This window comes from Actinoplanes sp. M2I2 (assembly GCF_023544445.1).
Taxonomy (GTDB): Bacteria; Actinomycetota; Actinomycetes; order Mycobacteriales; family Micromonosporaceae; genus Actinoplanes.
Map to the genome: position 1 here is coordinate 446,340 of NZ_JALPVJ010000001.1, position 16,352 is coordinate 462,691.

General features: G+C 70.2%; 11 protein-coding genes. 6 read left to right on the plus strand and 5 right to left on the minus strand.

Going from position 1 to position 16,352, the window contains the following annotated elements; translation table 11 throughout:
• Positions 1–78 precede the first annotated feature (78 nt).
• Entirely contained in the window at positions 79–945 is an 867-nt protein-coding gene (locus tag HJC40_RS02155) for a GNAT family N-acetyltransferase (protein WP_249997890.1), read from the minus strand.
• Between the two features lie 211 nt (positions 946–1,156).
• On the opposite strand from HJC40_RS02155, the gene gltB reads away from it, so the two are divergent.
• Together gltB and HJC40_RS02165 are read left to right on the plus strand one after the other, a co-directional pair.
• Positions 1,157–5,728, plus strand: a complete 4,572-nt coding sequence (gene gltB, locus HJC40_RS02160; protein WP_374271048.1) for a glutamate synthase large subunit — start codon at positions 1,157–1,159, stop codon at positions 5,726–5,728.
• Positions 5,721–7,193 (plus strand): glutamate synthase subunit beta, encoded by a 1,473-nt coding sequence (locus HJC40_RS02165; RefSeq protein WP_249997892.1) that lies wholly within the window; start codon positions 5,721–5,723, stop codon positions 7,191–7,193. Before gltB ends, HJC40_RS02165 begins: the two co-directional genes overlap by 8 nt.
• Positions 7,194–7,212: 19 nt before the next feature.
• On the opposite strand, the gene HJC40_RS02170 is transcribed toward HJC40_RS02165, so the two are convergent.
• From HJC40_RS02170 to HJC40_RS02180, 3 genes are read right to left on the minus strand one after another with little or no spacing between them, the layout of a single operon-like run.
• Positions 7,213–7,620 (minus strand): NUDIX domain-containing protein, encoded by a 408-nt coding sequence (locus HJC40_RS02170; protein WP_249997893.1) that lies wholly within the window; start codon positions 7,618–7,620, stop codon positions 7,213–7,215.
• Between the two features lie 23 nt (positions 7,621–7,643).
• A complete protein-coding gene (locus tag HJC40_RS02175; RefSeq protein WP_249997894.1) occupies positions 7,644–8,114 on the minus strand; it encodes a hypothetical protein in 471 nt (156 codons plus the stop codon).
• The gene (locus HJC40_RS02180) at positions 8,111–11,338 is read right to left on the minus strand and encodes an ATP-binding protein (RefSeq protein ID WP_249997895.1); all 3,228 of its coding nucleotides are present in this window, start codon (positions 11,336–11,338) and stop codon (positions 8,111–8,113) included. Before HJC40_RS02180 ends, HJC40_RS02175 begins: the two co-directional genes overlap by 4 nt.
• Before the next feature lie 286 nt (positions 11,339–11,624).
• Here HJC40_RS02180 and pyk point away from each other — a divergent pair, with 286 nt between their 5' ends.
• Together pyk and HJC40_RS02190 are read left to right on the plus strand one after the other, a co-directional pair.
• Positions 11,625–13,064: a pyruvate kinase gene (gene pyk / locus HJC40_RS02185; RefSeq protein ID WP_249997896.1), complete on the plus strand. Its 1,440-nt coding sequence runs from the start codon at positions 11,625–11,627 to the stop codon at positions 13,062–13,064.
• Complete coding sequence (locus tag HJC40_RS02190) at positions 13,061–13,945, plus strand: acyl-CoA thioesterase II (RefSeq protein ID WP_249997897.1); 885 nt, start codon at positions 13,061–13,063, stop codon at positions 13,943–13,945. Before pyk ends, HJC40_RS02190 begins: the two co-directional genes overlap by 4 nt.
• 84 nt (positions 13,946–14,029) lie before the next feature.
• Here the strand turns inward: HJC40_RS02190 and HJC40_RS02195 are convergent, their stop codons facing one another.
• Positions 14,030–14,680, minus strand: a complete 651-nt coding sequence (locus HJC40_RS02195) for a DUF308 domain-containing protein (protein WP_249997898.1) — start codon at positions 14,678–14,680, stop codon at positions 14,030–14,032.
• A gap of 148 nt (positions 14,681–14,828) precedes the next feature.
• Here HJC40_RS02195 and HJC40_RS02200 point away from each other — a divergent pair, with 148 nt between their 5' ends.
• A complete protein-coding gene (locus tag HJC40_RS02200; protein WP_249997899.1) occupies positions 14,829–15,371 on the plus strand; it encodes an RNA polymerase sigma factor in 543 nt (180 codons plus the stop codon).
• 4 nt (positions 15,372–15,375) lie between these two features.
• Complete coding sequence (locus HJC40_RS02205) at positions 15,376–16,290, plus strand: hypothetical protein (RefSeq protein WP_249997900.1); 915 nt, start codon at positions 15,376–15,378, stop codon at positions 16,288–16,290.
• Positions 16,291–16,352: the final 62 nt, after the last annotated feature.

Here is a 16,352-nt window from a genome sequence, read left to right on the forward strand (position 1 = left end):
CCCCGGTCCTCCAGCGGCGCGGCAGCCCGGCTCTCCAGCGGCGCCGCGCCGCCGGTTCTCCGGCGCGGCGCCCCTGCTCTACAGCGGCGCCGCGGCCGGCTCCCCGATGCAGGCCGTGCCGATCCGCCGGAATCCCACCTTGGTGTAGAGGCGGGCGACGTCGTCGTCGCCCGCCGACAGGAACACCAGGCTGACGCCGTCGTCCAGCGAACGGCGGGCCAGCGCCGCGGTGAGCTGGGAGGCGTAGCCGCGCCGCCGGGCCGACGGCAGGGTCGCCACCCCGGCGATCTCGGCCACGTCGCCGGAGCGCATGACCGCGCCGGTGGCCAGGATCCCGTCGGCCGAATCGACCACCGCCGTGTAGTAGTCGCCGGACGCGCTGCGTTCCCGCTGGCTCGTGATCAGAGCCTCGCTGAGCTGCCCGGTCGCCGCGTCGCGCTCGGCCGGACCGGCCGGGTCGATCAGCAGGGCGCCGCCCGTCGCCGGCCCGGCCGAGGCGGGCGCGCCGAAGCCCAGCTGGGCCACCGCCTGCGAGGCGGCCAGGTCGGCGGCGAAGGTAGGCCCGGCCGGGTCGAGGAAGCGGATGGTCCCGCCTTGGACCGGCAGATCGGGCACGAGCGCGGCCGGGTCGAGGGTCAGCAGCGGCGCGAGCAGCACGCCGAGCCCGGCCGAGCGGGCCACCGCGAGCAGGTCGGGAGTCGTCTCGTGCACCCATTCGAAAGCCTCGGGAAGGCCCAGCTCTCGTTGCCGCTGCCGGACGGCAGTAATATCGGCGGCAGACGGAGTGTCCGCCCCTATCCGGGGGCGGGCGTAGTACGGCCAGCCTTCGCCCTCGCGGACGAAGAGCACCAGCCCGCCGAACTCCTCGGCCCGTGCGTAGGGCCGGGGCAGGGCATCGTAAAAACGCTCGAGCCTGACGAAGACGTCGGTATCCTGTTGCGCCACCGCGCGAGACTACCCAACCACTGCGGCTGTCCGGCTACCCCATTTGCCGTAAAGATGGATCGTTGCCGTAAAGATCGATGAGTGACGTGAAGGTCGATGAGCGCCCGATTCAAGTGTGATCTATCTGAACTGGCGGAGATCGGCACCTACTAACGTAGACTTCAGAGACTTTGCAGGGCCGACGTCGTCCCGACCTTGAAGCGAAACACCAGTGACGACAGGAGGCCCGGTGGCTTTTCCGCACCCTCAGGGGCTGTATGACCCGTCCCAGGAGCGCGACGCCTGCGGTGTCGCCTTCGTGGCGGACCTCTACGGCCGGCGCTCCCACGATGTGGTCGCCAAGGGCCTCTCGGCACTCATCCGCCTCGATCACCGGGGCGCCCGAGGCGCCGAGTACAACACGGGCGACGGCGCCGGCATCATGATCCAGGTTCCGGACGAGTTCTACCGCGCGGTGGCCGGCTTCGAGCTGCCCGCCCCCGGTCACTACGCCACCGGCCTGGTCTTCGTGCCCACCGACGCCGGCGAGCGCGCCCGCGCGATCAAGGTCTTCGAGAAGTACGCCCTGGTCGAGGGGGGCGACATCCTCGGCTGGCGCGAGGTGCCCGTGCGTCCCGACGGGCTCGGCCAGACCGCCGAGGACGCCCGCCCCGCGATCATGCAGGTGTTCCTGGCCGCGCACCGGCTCACCGGCTCCGCCGCGGGCCCGGCCGGCGCCCCGTTGAGCGGCATCGAGCTCGACCGGGTGGCGTTCACCATCCGCAAGCAGGCCGAGCGGGAGACCTCGCAGCGCGGCGTCTCCGCCTACTTCCCGTCGCTGTCCTCGCGCACGATCACCTACAAGGGCATGCTCACCCCCGACCAGCTGCCCGCGTTCTTCCCCGACCTGGTCGACGAGCGCGTGTCGAGCGCGATCGCCCTGGTCCACTCACGCTTCGCGACGAACACCTTTCCGGCGTGGAAGCTGGCTCACCCGTACCGTTTCATCGCCCACAACGGCGAGATCAACACGATCCGCGGCAACAAGAACTGGATGGCCGCCCGCGAGGCGCTGCTGCAGTCCAAGACGTTGCCCGGCAGCATCAAGCGGCTGTTCCCGATCAACACGCCCGACGCGTCCGACTCGGCGAGCTTCGACGAGGTGCTGGAGCTGCTGCACCTGTCCGGGCGCAGCCTGCCGCACGCCATGCTGATGATGATTCCCGAGGCGTGGGAGAACGACCCGGGCATGGAGCCGAAGCGGCGGTCCTTCTACCGCTTCCACGCCAGCCTGATGGAGCCGTGGGACGGCCCGGCCAGCGTCGCGTTCACCGACGGCTCGATGATCGGCGCGGTCCTGGACCGCAACGGCCTGCGCCCCGGACGCTGGTGGCACACCTCGGACGGGCTGGTCGTACTGGGCTCCGAGGCCGGCGTGCTCGACTTCGACCCGGCCACCGTGGTCGCCAAGGGCCGCCTCCAACCGGGCAAGATGTTCCTGGTCGACACCGACGCCGGCCGCATCGTCCACGACGACGAGATCAAGGCCGAGCTGGCCGCGGCCGAGCCGTACGACGAGTGGCTGCACGCCGGGCTGATCCAGCTCGACGACCTGCCGCCGCGCGAGCACGTCATCTACACCCACGACTCGGTGCTGCGCCGCCAGCAGGTCTTCGGCTACACCGAGGAGGAGCTGAAGATCCTCGTCGGGCCGATGGCCCGCTCGGGTGCGGAACCGCTGGGCTCGATGGGTACGGACACCCCGATCTCGCCGCTGTCGAAGCGGCCCCGGCTGCTGTTCGACTACTTCCACCAGCTGTTCGCCCAGGTCACCAACCCGCCGCTGGACGCCATCCGCGAGGAGCTGGTCACCAGCCTGTCGACCACCATCGGTCCCGAGGCCAACCTGCTCGACCCGGGCCCGGCGTCGTGCCGGCAGATCGTGCTGCCGCACCCGATCATCGACAACGACGAGCTGGCCAAGCTCCTCTCGATCGACGAGGACGGCGACCTGCCCGGCTTCAAGGCGGTGCGCGTCTCCGGGCTCTACCCGCTGCGTGACGGCGCGGCCGGCATCAAGGCCCGGCTCACCCAGATCTGCCGGCACGTGTCCGAGGCGATCGAGGACGGCGTCCGCATCCTCGTGCTGAGCGACCGCGACTCCAACGCCGATCTCGCCCCGATCCCGTCGCTGCTGCTCACCGCGGCCGTGCACCAGCACCTGGTGCGCGAGCAGACCCGTACGCAGGTCGCCCTGGTCGTCGAGTCGGGCGACTGCCGTGAGGTGCACCACGCGGCCGTGCTCATCGGCTACGGCGCCGCGGCCGTGAACCCGTACCTGGCCTTCGAATCGGTCGACGACCTGATCGCCACCGGTTCGCTCGCGGGGCTCGACCCCAAGGCGGCGGTGCGCAACTACGTCAAGGCGCTCGGCAAGGGCGTCCTCAAGATCATGTCGAAGATGGGCATCTCGACGGTGTCGTCGTACTGCGGCGCCCAGGTGTTCGAGGCGGTCGGCCTGGACAACCGGCTGCTGCAGCGCTACTTCGCCGGCACCAACGGGCGCATCGGCGGGGCCTCGCTGGCCGACATCCACGCCGAGGTCAAGGCCCGGCACGAGAAGGCGTACCCGGCCAACCCGGCCGAGCGCACCCACCGCCGGCTCGAGGTCGGCGGCGAGTACCAGTGGCGCCGCGAGGGTGAGGTCCACCTCTTCAACCCCGAGACGGTCTTCCTGCTGCAGCACGCCACCCGGTCCAAGCAGTACGACGTCTACCGCAAGTACACCGAGAAGGTGGACGGGCTGGCCGCCGAGGCCGGGTCGCTGCGCGGGCTGTTCGAGTTCAAGACCGGCCGCACCCCCGTGCCGATCGACGAGGTCGAGCCCGCCTCCGCGATCGTGAAGCGCTTCGCGACCGGCGCCATGTCGTACGGGTCGATCTCCGCGGAGTCGCACGAGACGCTGGCCATCGCCATGAACAACCTCGGCGGCAAGTCGAACACCGGCGAGGGCGGCGAGGACGTCGACCGGCTCCGCGACCCGCGGCGCCGTTCGGCGGTCAAGCAGATCGCCTCCGGCCGCTTCGGCGTCACCAGCGAATACCTGGTCAACGCCGACGACCTGCAGATCAAGATGGCGCAGGGGGCCAAGCCGGGCGAGGGCGGGCAGCTGCCCGGCAACAAGGTGTGGCCGTGGATCGCCAAGACCCGCCACGCCACCCCCGGCGTCGGGCTGATCTCGCCGCCGCCGCACCACGACATCTACTCCATCGAGGACCTGGCCCAGCTCGTCCACGACCTCAAGAACGTCAACCCGAGGTCGCGGGTCCACGTCAAGCTGGTCAGCGAGATCGGCGTCGGCACCGTCGCGGCCGGCGTGGCCAAGCTCAAGGCCGACGTCATCCTCATCTCCGGCCACGACGGTGGCACCGGCGCGTCCCCGCTGAACTCGCTCAAGCACGCCGGCTCCCCGTGGGAGCTCGGCCTGGCCGAGGCCCAGCAGACGCTGCTGCTCAACAAGCTGCGCGACCGGGTCACCGTGCAGGTCGACGGCCAGCTCAAGACCGGCCGTGACGTGATCGTCGCCGCCCTGCTGGGCGCCGAGGAGTTCGGCTTCGCCACCGCCCCGCTGATCGTCAGCGGCTGCATCATGATGCGCGTCTGCCACCTGGACACCTGCCCGGTCGGCATCGCCACCCAGAACCCGGTGCTGCGCGAGCGCTACACCGGCAAGCCCGAGTTCGTCGAGAACTTCTTCCTGTTCCTCGCCGAAGAGGTCCGCGAATACCTCGCCGAGCTCGGCTTCCGCACCATCGACGAGGCGATCGGCCACGCCGAGATCCTCGACGTGCGCCCGGCGGTCGACCACTGGAAGGCCCAGGGCCTCGACCTGTCGCCCATCCTGTACGTCCCCGAGCTGCCCGAGGGCGCGGCCCGCCGCGGCATCCGGGAACAGGACCACGAGCTCGGCAAGGCCCTCGACAACAAGCTGCTCGAGCTGGCCGCACCCGCCCTGACCGAGGGCGCCCCGGTGCACGCCGACGTCGCGATCCGCAACGACAACCGCAGCGTGGGCGCGATGCTCGGCGGCGAGGTGACCCGTCGCTACGGCGGCGCCGGCCTGCCCGACGACACCATCTCGTTCACCCTGCGCGGCACCGGTGGCCAGTCGTTCGGCGCGTTCCTGCCCCGCGGGGTCACGCTGCGCCTGATCGGCGACACCAACGACTACGTGGCCAAGGGACTCTCCGGCGGCCGGGTCATCGTGCGACCGGACGACAGCGCGCCGTTCGTCGCCGAGGACAACATCATCGCCGGCAACACCATCCTGTACGGGGCGACCGCCGGCGAGCTGTTCCTGCGGGGCCGGGCCGGCGAGCGGTTCGCCGTGCGCAACTCCGGCGGGCAGGCGGTCGTCGAGGGCGTCGGCGACCACGGCTGCGAGTACATGACCGGCGGAACGGTCGTCGTGCTCGGGCCCACCGGCCGCAACTTCGCCGCCGGCATGAGCGGCGGCACCGCGTTCGTCCTCGACCTGGCGCCCACCAAGGTCAACCCCGAGCTGGTCGACCTGACCCCGCTCACGGCCGAGGAGCAGGAGAACCTGCACGGCCTCGTCGAGAAGCACGCCACCGAGACCGGCTCCACGGTGGCCGAGCGTCTGCTCAAGGACTGGCCCGCGGCCGTCGAGCGGTTCACCGCCGTCGTGCCGCGCGACTACAAGCGCGTGATGGAACTGATCAGGACCGCCGAAGCCGCCGGTCGCAACATCGACGAGGCGGTCATGGGGGTCAAGAGTGCCTGATCCGAACGGTTTCCTTCGCTACGAGCGGCAGCTGCCCAAGCGCCGCCCGGTGCCCGTCCGCATCCAGGACTGGCGCGAGGTCTACCCGCCCGCGGGCGAGGAGCTCATCCGCGACCAGGCCACCCGGTGCATGGACTGCGGCATCCCGTTCTGCCACGAGGGCTGCCCGCTGGGCAACCGCATCCCCGACTGGAACGACCTGGTGCGGACCGGCGCGTGGGAGGCGGCCGCCGAGTCGCTGCACGCGACGAACAACTTCCCGGAGTTCACCGGGCGGTTGTGCCCCGCCCCGTGCGAGGCGGCCTGCGTGCTCGGCATCGCCGACGACCCGGTCACCATCAAGCAGGTCGAGGTGGAGATCGCCAACCACGCGTTCGACCTGGGATTCGTACGACCGCAGCCCGCACCCGCGGCGACCGGCAAGAAGGTCGCCGTCGTCGGCTCGGGCCCGGCCGGACTCGCGGCGGCCCAGCAGCTGGCCCGGGCCGGCCACGCGGTGACCGTCTACGAACGCGACGACCGCATCGGCGGCCTGCTCCGCTACGGCATCCCCGACTTCAAGATCGAGAAGTCGGTGGTCGACGCCCGGCTGGCCCAGATGGCCGCCGAGGGCGTCGTCTTCGAAACCGGCGTGGAGGTCGGCCGGGACGTCACCGCCGACGACCTGCGCGACCGCTTCGACGCGGTGCTGCTGGCCGCCGGGGCCCTGGCCGGCCGGGACGCCCACGACACCCCCGGCCGTACCCTCAACGGCGTCCACCTGGCCATGGAACACCTCGTCCCGGCCAACCGCGTGGTGGCCGGCCTGCAGGACACCACCCCGATCGACGCCGCCGGCAAGAACGTCGTCATCATCGGCGGCGGCGACACCGGCGCCGACTGCCTCGGCGTGGCCCACCGCCAGGGCGCGGCCAACGTCATCCAGCTCGACCAGTACCCGCTGCCCCCGTCGGCGCGGGCCGCGGAACTGCACCCGTGGCCCACCTGGCCGATCATCCTGCGCAACTACCCCGCCCACGAGGAAGGCGGCGAACGCGTCTTCGGCGTGGCCGTCCAGGAGTTCGTCGACGACGGCAACGGCAACGTGAAGGCCGTCCGCGTCGCCGACGTGACCGTGGAGCGCATCAACGGCGTCCGCACGGTCACGGTCGCGCCCGGCTCCGAGCGCGACCTCCCGGCCGACCTGGTCCTGCTGGCGATCGGCTTCGAAGGCACCGAGAAGCAGCCGCTGCTCGAACAGTTCGGCATCGAACGCAACCGCCGCGGCATCCTCGACGCCGACATCACCTGGCAGACGTCGGCCCCCGGCGTCTTCGTGGCCGGCGACATGCACCGCGGCGCCTCGCTCATCGTCTGGGCGATCGCCGAGGGCCGCTCCGCCGCCTCCGCCATCCACGACTACCTGGGCGCCCGAGGCGAACTGCCGGCCCCGGTCAACGCGATGTCCCAGCCCATCAGCGCCTGAGGTTCTTACCGGGGCCCGCTCAGTTCTGGGCGGGCCCTTTCTCCCGGTACGCGGCGAGGGTGTCCAGGCTGACCTTGGTCAATTCGCCGGGAAGAGCCTCCAGCCGGAACCAGCCGATCTCCGTACATTTGTCCGGCTCCCTGATCGCCGGCGTCCCCCCGAGGTGGCGCGCGGTGAACGACGGCGAAACCCAGTGCTGCCCCTCCTCGGGCAGAAGGTGGTCGGAGACCCCGAGCAGCCCGGTCACCTCGACGACCATCCCGTACTCCTCGTCGAACTCCCGCACGACGGCATCGGCCAGCGTCTCCCCGAAGCTCACCATGCCGCCCGGAAACTCCCACAGCCCCGCCTCGTTGCGCGCCGCCGCCCCCCGCCGAGCCAGGAACACAAGCCCCTCATCACCGAACACCATGGCGCCGACGCCCACTCCGATGAAGTCGTGACCCGGCCTCATGACATGGCCGGCAACAGGACGAAGGCGGCCCCCAGCCACATGATCCCCACCGACCCGACGATGAAGAGCACGATGTACGTCTCGTACCACCGCCAGAAGTTCCGCGGATCCGGCGCCTTGCGATAACCGGGCCGCACAGCCACCTCAGTGAGCTCACATTCCTCGCGTCGATAGTCGAGCCAGGTGACGACGCCGATCACAATGAGCAGCACCGTGAACGCCGCGATGACCGTTACCAAGGCCAGAATCGACACGATCCCGATCTGCGCGGTGCCCCGCTCGACCTTCCAGTCGTCCCACCGTACGAAGAGCGTGAGGGCCGCCCCCACCAGCACGGTGGCCAGGGTCTGATAGATCGCCAGGAACCGGTAGACGTTCTCGTTGACGGTATGCAGCTGCTGCAACAGAAACTTGTACCGCTCGACCTCGAACGCCTGAGCCCGGTCGATATCCGACGGCTGCGTCACCGCGACCACCACCATCCGTTTTCGTCTTTGCGCAGGTAGGCGCCGGTCGGCGGAGTCAGCCGGGGCCGGGCCCGCGCCACTTGGTCCAGCGCTTTGTTGACCGCTTCGACCGACGTCAGCGGGCGAAGGCTCTGCTCGAACGGGGCCGGGAAGTCCGCGGTGAGCTCGTCGGCATGGTCCAGCAGCCAGCCCGCCAACGGGTGCCGAGCGTTGAGAGGCGCTCCGCGTCCAGTCCGCGCGAGGTCCCGGTCGGCGCGGTAGGGGACGGCGAACAGGAGGGGAAGGTGGAGCGACTGGGGATGTCTCTCGGGTGACGCGGATGACGTCACCAGCAGCTCGCCGTCCACCGGAATGTCCCACAGGAGGTCGCTGGTTCTCGGATTCGTGCCGACGGAGAGGGGACGCCATTCGACGTCGACAAAGAAGTGCAGAAGAGCGAGCTGCAGGGTGCTGTAGAACTCACTTTCGTGCAGGAACAGCGGAGAAGTAGGCCACGCCACGCTTATCTCGGACGACGGACCGAGGATGTTCCGGGCCCGGAGGTCGGCGACACTCTCTCGTCCCGCCGTTGTGGTGATGACCGGCTCGCCGTTCCAAGCCCCGGACCGCAGAAGGGGATCGGCCCAGTATTCCGCAGCCGGCACATTCGCCGCGGTGGTCAGTATGGAGCTGACCGTGGTCTCCGCTACTTCACGGATCACGGGCGCCGGCACGTCGTGGGCGGGCAGTTGTTCGCGACAGGCCCGCCTGATCGCCAGATGGATCGCCGAGCGGATCGGAAAGGCGAGGCCGCGCATACGCGACCGGGAGACGGTCAGGTCGGGCCGGAGATCACCGGAGAGGCTGATCGCGCCGAAGGCGAGACCGGTCGGCGAACGCAACGTGAAGTCGGAACGGGGCGATCCTACGGGCAGGGCTATCCCGTTGTAACCGAGCTGACAGGACCGGGCCAACGGGGAGGCCGGAAACCCTGCCTCGACGGCGAGATCCCCGAGGCCGACCGTCGTCACCGATTCGGTCCACGCGTTCAGGTGGTTGGCGTGGTGGCGGACGAACACGTCAAGGTCGGCCGAGGGTCGCCGGAGGTGCAAAGAATCCGGCCAATGATCTTGGGCAGCCCAGTCGTATCCCCACTCCTGAATCGGCGTGGCTTTCGTTTCCAGCAGAGTGGCAACCTTGCGGAGCTGTTCCGCCCGCAGGGCTCGCGTGACGTGGATATCGACGGCCCCGTCGTACGTGTCGGTCATCATGTTGATCTGCATCGCCGCCACCGCCGTCAGCAATGGCGGCGCGACATCGACGTCGCGGGCCGGCCAGCCGGCCAGCAGGTCTTGGAGCTCCGGGCCTTCGGGCAGCAGAGGAACATAGACCACGAGCTGGCCCCGGACGTCCCGGCTTTCGGACACCCGGCCCAGATCGAGTGGCACGACGGCGACGCGGAGGGGACCCAGGTAGGGCAGGAAAGGCCGTTCAGCGGCCTCGTTGCTTCTGCCCGGGTGTCGGCTGAGCGGGATGTGGTCGATGTCGATGACCATCGGCGCCGGCCGGGGAGGCTCGTCCACCAGGAGCGAGGTCGCCAGACCGACGTCCCGGCCGTCAACGAGGACCGGCACAGGCGGGGCGAACACATACTTCTCCACCCCGGCGCGCATCTCGTCGAGGGTGACCCCTGTGCGGTTCGGATCGATGCGCACGGCGATGCGGGTGCCCGGCCCGCCCGGCAGGCCCGGCTCGTCGCCGTGCTTGCCGGGCATGGCCGTCACGGCCATGCCCTGTTCTTGCAGCACGAAATAGTCGTCGCGGCGGTCGATCGACAACCGCACCGCTCTGCCGCCACCCACCCGCCGGCTGGACACCTCCACCCGGTCGCCCACCATGAAGCACGACAGAACGCCGATCCCGAACCGGCTGATCACACCGAACGGCCGGTCGGCGAGCCCGCTGCGCGCGAGTTCCGCCTCAAACGCGGCGGACCGGTAGTACGACCGGCCGACCCGCAGGAAGTAGTTGCGCAGCGCCTCCTCGTCCATCCCGATGCCGTCGTCGTCTACCCGTACCCAGAGGTAGCCGCCTACGTCCTCCCAGCAGTACACCCGTACGCCCCTCGACTCGTGCGCGTAAAGGTGGGTACGGGCGCGAATCGCGTCGAGAGCGTTCTGCAGCAGCTCACGGATGAAGGCGTAAGGGTCGTCGTAGAGCTGTTCGCCGGTGAACAGCTCCAGCACGGCTGTGCGGTCCAGCTCGAAACGGAACTCGCCGTACTTGTAGCCGTTGCTGGTGATCGTGCTCGTGTCGATCTCGGCGGGAAGGGGAAGCCCTCGCCAGCGATCCCCGCACACGTCCACGACACCGCGCGACTGGAGCAGCTCCTCCTCGATCACCCCTAAAAAGGTGCGCAGGTCATGTTCGACCCCCGGGCTGTCCGGCTCGGCCACGAACTGCAGGGTGTAATTCGGAACCTGCCGCGGCGGGAAGGCGAAACCGCGGCCGACCAGGTGCTTCCTCCACTCGCGATCGCTCGTCGCCGCCTCCGGCGTCGCGTGGCGAGCCAGGTTGAGGTGCTCGTAGATGACTGCCGGCGCCCGTGTGTCGTCCAGGTCGAGGATGTCGGCCAGCCGCAGCATGATCGCGCAGAAGCGCAAGTCGGCGCCGTACATGAAGTCGGTCTTGAAGCGTGGTTCGTGGAGGGCCGCCGTCGGTTCGTTGTGGCTGCGGCAGATCAGCTCCAGGGCGTCGATGATCGGCCGCCGGTCCCATTGCAGCAGGGTGCGATCGCACCGCTCGAGGTGAAGGCGCACGCGATCGGCATGCCGCGAGCGACAGTACTGCTCGACGACAGTCGCCGGCGGAGTGCCACCGTTGCGCTGGGTCGCAAGGTAAGCCTCGTCGTGAATGTCGAGGAAGGCGCGGAACTCCTCCTCGTCCGGGACGAGCGAGAGCTCGTCCGCCGAGTAGGCCATGCCCGCGTCGTGAAAGTAGGCGGCCAGGATCAGGAGAGCCGCCTCCAGCGGTCTCATCACGTCGATGCGCGGCGCGGCCAGGTCGCCCATCAGACCGATCACGTTTCTGGCGTGCTGCTCGTCGTGCATCGTGTACGTCGGGAAGGTGTCGCGGACCAGCTTCAGCAGATCTTTCGCGTGGGCGACTAGCTCTTCGACATTCGCGCGGTTGCGATCGGATCGTTCACGCGCGAGAACCTCGCCCAGCGGGCCCCAATCGGTCACGACACCCCTTCCGGACACGAACACGGCATACGGACTGTAGTGGCAGCATCGCCGGTGGGCGATGGCCGATCGGGGGAGAGCGCCCGCCGGCGTACGGAAAGGGCGTTGGGTAAAGCTCGCGCGGGCAGGCCGATAAGCTGGGGCTGCGGTCGTCGAAGCCCGCAGGTCCTCAGCGCAGCGCGCCGGCTCCCCAGAGCCCGAGCAGCCTCGCCGTCGCCCGACAGACGCAGTTCACCCCGACGACGGGGGTCGGCCGCCAGGCCGATGAGAAAGAGAGACTAGCCTGATGGCCGTGACACGCCGCGTAAAGATCGTCTGCACCATGGGGCCCGCGACCGCTTCGCCCGAGCGCATGCTCGGACTCGTCGAGGCCGGCATGGACGTGGCCCGCATGAACTTCAGCCACGGCAGCCACGAGGACCACGAGAAGATGTACCACCTCGTGCGTTCCACCAGTGAGCAGGCCGACCGGGCCGTGGCGATCCTCGCCGACCTGCAGGGGCCCAAGATCCGGCTCGGCAAGTTCTCCGACGGGCCGCATGTCTGGAACACCGGTGACCTCGTCACCATCACCAGCGAGGACATCCCCGGCACCCGCGAGCGGGTCTCCTGCACCTACACCAAGCTGCCGCAGGAAGTGAAGCCGGGCGACCGCCTGCTCATCGACGACGGCAAGGTCGCCGTCGAGGTCACCGCGGTCGACCACCACACCGACATCCGCTGCCTGGTCGTCGAGGGCGGGCCGGTCAGCAACAACAAGGGCGTCTCGCTGCCCAACGTCGCCGTCAGCGTTCCCGCGCTCAGCGACAAGGACGCCGAGGACCTGCGCTTCGCCCTCGGGCTCGGCTGCGACCTCGTCGCCCTGTCGTTCGTGCGCTCGCCCGACGACATCAAGCTCGTGCACGAGATCATGGCCGAGGAGGGGCGCATCGTCCCGGTCATCGCCAAGGTCGAGAAGCCCGAGGCGGTCGAGCACCTCGAGGCGATCGTGCTGGCCTTCGACGGCGTCATGGTGGCCCGCGGCGACCTCGGCGTCGAGCTCCCGCTCGACCAGGTGCCGCTGGTGCAGAAGCGCGCCGTGCAGCTCTGCCGCGAGAACGCCAAGCCGGTCATCGTCGCCACCCAGATGCTCGACTCGATGATCGAGAACTCGCGGCCGACCCGCGCCGAGGCGTCCGACGTCGCCAACGCCGTGCTCGACGGCACCGACGCCGTGATGCTCTCCGGCGAGACCTCCGTCGGCAAGTACCCGGTGCTCACGGTCAGCACCATGGCCCGGATCGTCAGCACCACCGAGGGCGGCTCCATCCCCGTCCCGCGGCTGCAGCACGACCCGCGCACCCACGGCGGCGCCCTCACCGTCGCCGCGTCGCAGATCGCCCGCAACATCGGCGCCAAGGCCCTCGTCGCGTTCTCGCAGACCGGCGACACCGTCCGGCGCCTGTCCCGCCTGCACTGCGAGCTGCCGCTGTACGCGTTCACCCCGGTCCCCGAGGTGCGCAACCAGCTCGCCGTCGCCTGGGGCGTCGAGACGTTCCTGACCGACTTCGTCCAGCACACCGACGACATGTTCCGTCAGGTCGACGCCAAGATGCTCGGCCTCGGCCTGGCCAAGCCGGGCGACTACGTCGTCGTCGTGGCCGGCTCCCCGCCGAACGCCCCCGGCTCCACCAACACCCTGCGCGTGCACCAGCTCGGCTCGCTCGTCGACCCGGCGAAGCTGTGACCGAACCCCTCCACGGACAGGCCGCCGTCGACCAGCTGCTCGAGGTCCTCGACCTCAAGCAGCTGGACGCGGCGACCTTCGTGGGGGAGAGCCCGCAGACCGGCGCCCAGCGCGTCTTCGGCGGCCAGGTCGCCGGTCAGGCCCTGGTCGCCGCCGGCCGCACCGTCGACCCGGAACGGTTCGTGCACTCCCTGCACGGCTACTTCGTGCGGCCCGGCGACCCCACCGAACCGATCACGTTCGGCGTCGAGACCATCCGCGACGGACGGTCCTTCTCGGTGCGCCGCTCCACCGCCCAGCAGCACGGCAAGACGATCTTCTTCATGTCGGCGTCCTTCCAGGTCCGCGAGGAAGGCCTCGACCACCACACCGCCGCCCCCGACGGTGTCCCCGGCCCCGACGACGTGCAGACCATGGCCGACTGGGTCCGCAGATACCCCAGCCGGCGGGCCGCGTTCAACGCCGCGCCCCGCGCCGTCGACATCCGCTACGTCAACGACCCCGGCTGGGTCCCGCCCGGCGACCGCAACGCCAGCGAACAGCAACGCGTCTGGATGCGCGTCAACGGCACCCTGCCCGACGACCCGCTGATCCACGCGTGCGCCCTCACCTACGCGAGCGACCTGTCCCTGCTCGACTCGGTGCTCTCCGTCCACGGTGAGAGCTGGGGGCCCGGCGGTGTCATCGGCGCCAGCCTCGACCACGCCCTCTGGTTCCACCGGCCGTTCCGCGCCGACAACTGGTTCCTGTACGACTGCACCAGCCCCTCGGCCAGCGGCAGCCGCGGCCTGGCCAGCGGCCGCATGTACACCGAGAGCGGCGTCCACATCGCCAGCGCCGTCCAGGAAGGCCTGCTCAGGCGGGTCGGCGAGCGCCCCTGACGGAAAGCCCCGCCCGGCCGGGACCCCGGCCCGGCGACTGACCGAAACGGATCCCGGCCCGGCGGGGCCGGGGAGACCAAAGCCTCACAGACGCTTCTCCGCGCCCTCCACCATCTCCTCGGCGCTGTGCCCGGTCTGCGGATGCGTCTCGAAATCAGCCAGACCGGCGGCATAGCCGGCCACCCCGGCCTCACGCTCCGGCGACAACCGCAACACGTCATGCCGCGCCGCCGCCACCTCCCGCAACCGCAACCCGGTCACCAGATCAGCCACAGCCCGCAACACGGCCAGCGCACCCAAGGTCATAATGACCGGATCCGCCGTCCGGGCGAGCGGGCCCGAGGCGTAAAAACCCAGACCCGCCTGCAGAACCCCCAAAGTCACCAGCAGACCCCAGGTACGGTCGGTGCCCCGGTTCATCGTCGCGACCGCGACATCCACCGCCCCCCGCACCAGCAGGAACCACCCGACCAGCGCCGCCGGAGTCGCATAGGTCGACCCCTGATCCAGCATGATCACCACGCCGGTCGCCGTGAACAACACCGCCAAAGACGCATTCACCCACCACGTCCGCGTGCCGGCCAGCGCCCGCACCACCTCACACAACGCCGCGAAAAACATCACCGGGCCCGCCACCGCCACCACATCGGCCGGCTCCAGCCGCAACACACTCCACCCGATCGCCAGCCACGCCACCCCGGCGAACAGCAGAAACCCCCACATGCTCTCCCGCATCACGGACAGGGGCGAAGAACCGGACCACAACATGAGGCCTCCAGCCGAACGTGTCCCTGCCATGACAACATCCAGCCGACCCCCGAACCCGAGGTTCGCGCAGATTCACAGCCGGGTACCAGACCAGCGCCCCAGACCCGGAGAGGCCGTGCCCGACAAAGAACTCACCGAAGCCCTGCGCGCCGCACAACAAGGCGACGCGGCCGGCTTCGCCACGCTCTGGCGCACCCACCACCCCGCGGTCCTGCGCTACCTGCGCGTCCTCGCCGGCGACCACGCCGAAGACGCCGCCAGCGAAACCTGGCTCCACGTCATCCGCGACCTCCACCACTTCGACGGCGACCACGACGGCTTCCGCGGCTGGCTCTTCCGCATCGCCCGGCACCGCGGCATCGACGAGAAACGACGCCAATCCCGTACGCGGGAAACTGCCGACCCACCCACCCGTACAGCACCCGACGCGGCCACCCAGGCCGCCGAAGGCGCCGCCACCACCTGGGCCCTCACCATCATCGCCGACCTGCCCCCCGACCAGGCCGAAGCCGTCATGCTCCGCGTCGTCATCGGACTCGACGTCGCCACCACCGCCGGCATCCTCGGCAAGAAACCCGGCGCCGTCCGCATCGCCACCATGCGCGGGCTCCGCCGCCTCGCCACCCATCCCCAGATCCGTACGAGACAGGGGGTGTAACAGAATGCGCTCCCTCCACGCTCTCCTCCGTGCACTGCGCACGCGACGGAACCGGAACCCGGCCCGACCGATCGACGCCAGCCACCCGTCCGGCACCGATCACCCCGGCCTGGCCGACCTCCTCGAAGCAGCCCGAGCCCCCGCCACCCCGGAGGAACTCGCCGGCGAGACGGAGGCGGTCGCCGCCTTCGTCGCCCACCGCAGGCGTGCTGCCCGCAGCGAACGACGACACCGCACCCACGCGAGGATCCGGGCCGTGCTCGTGCCCGTCACGGCCGGTCTGGCTCTCCTCATCCTCGCCGGGACCGCCGTCGCCGCCCGCACCGGCAACCTCCCCCAGGACGCCCAGCAGCACGCGCACCGCCTGTTCTCGGCGCTGGGCGTACCTGCGCCGAGAACAGGCGCTCCCAACCCCACCACCCCCGGCAGCAGCCGGCCCCGGCCCCGGCCCTCGCACCAGGTCATAGAACTCGGCTGGTGCCAGGCCTGGGGCGCCCCCGACCGGCCCCTCAGCCGTGAGGACCGGCGCAAACTCAGCGCCGCCGCCGGGGGAGAGGACGGCATCGCCAAATACTGCCGCGACCTGCACCGGAAGGCATCGGCCGAGCCGGCGCCGAGCAGCGCCTCACCCGGACCAGGGCCATCAGCACCGGAGGCGCCGCCCCTGTCCGAACCGCCGAGCCCGACCACCACCCCGGAAGCCAGCCAGACGGTCCAGCCCGGCCGCGCCCCGACCGCGCCACCCTCCTCCCGGCCGACCAAGACACCCAACACCCACAAACCGACAAAAACCCCCAAGGAGACCGGGCCGCCGAGTAAGAGTCGTGGACCGAGCAAGAAAGCGGAACGACACAACGCCGTCTCACCCACCGTGGCCACGCCGACCCCGGGAGATGCTCAGCGTGACGGCATCGAGTGACTCGCAAGCGCGGCCATCGAGAGGCCGTCACGGAGGGCGCTCACCGGACGTGCCCCTTCGTG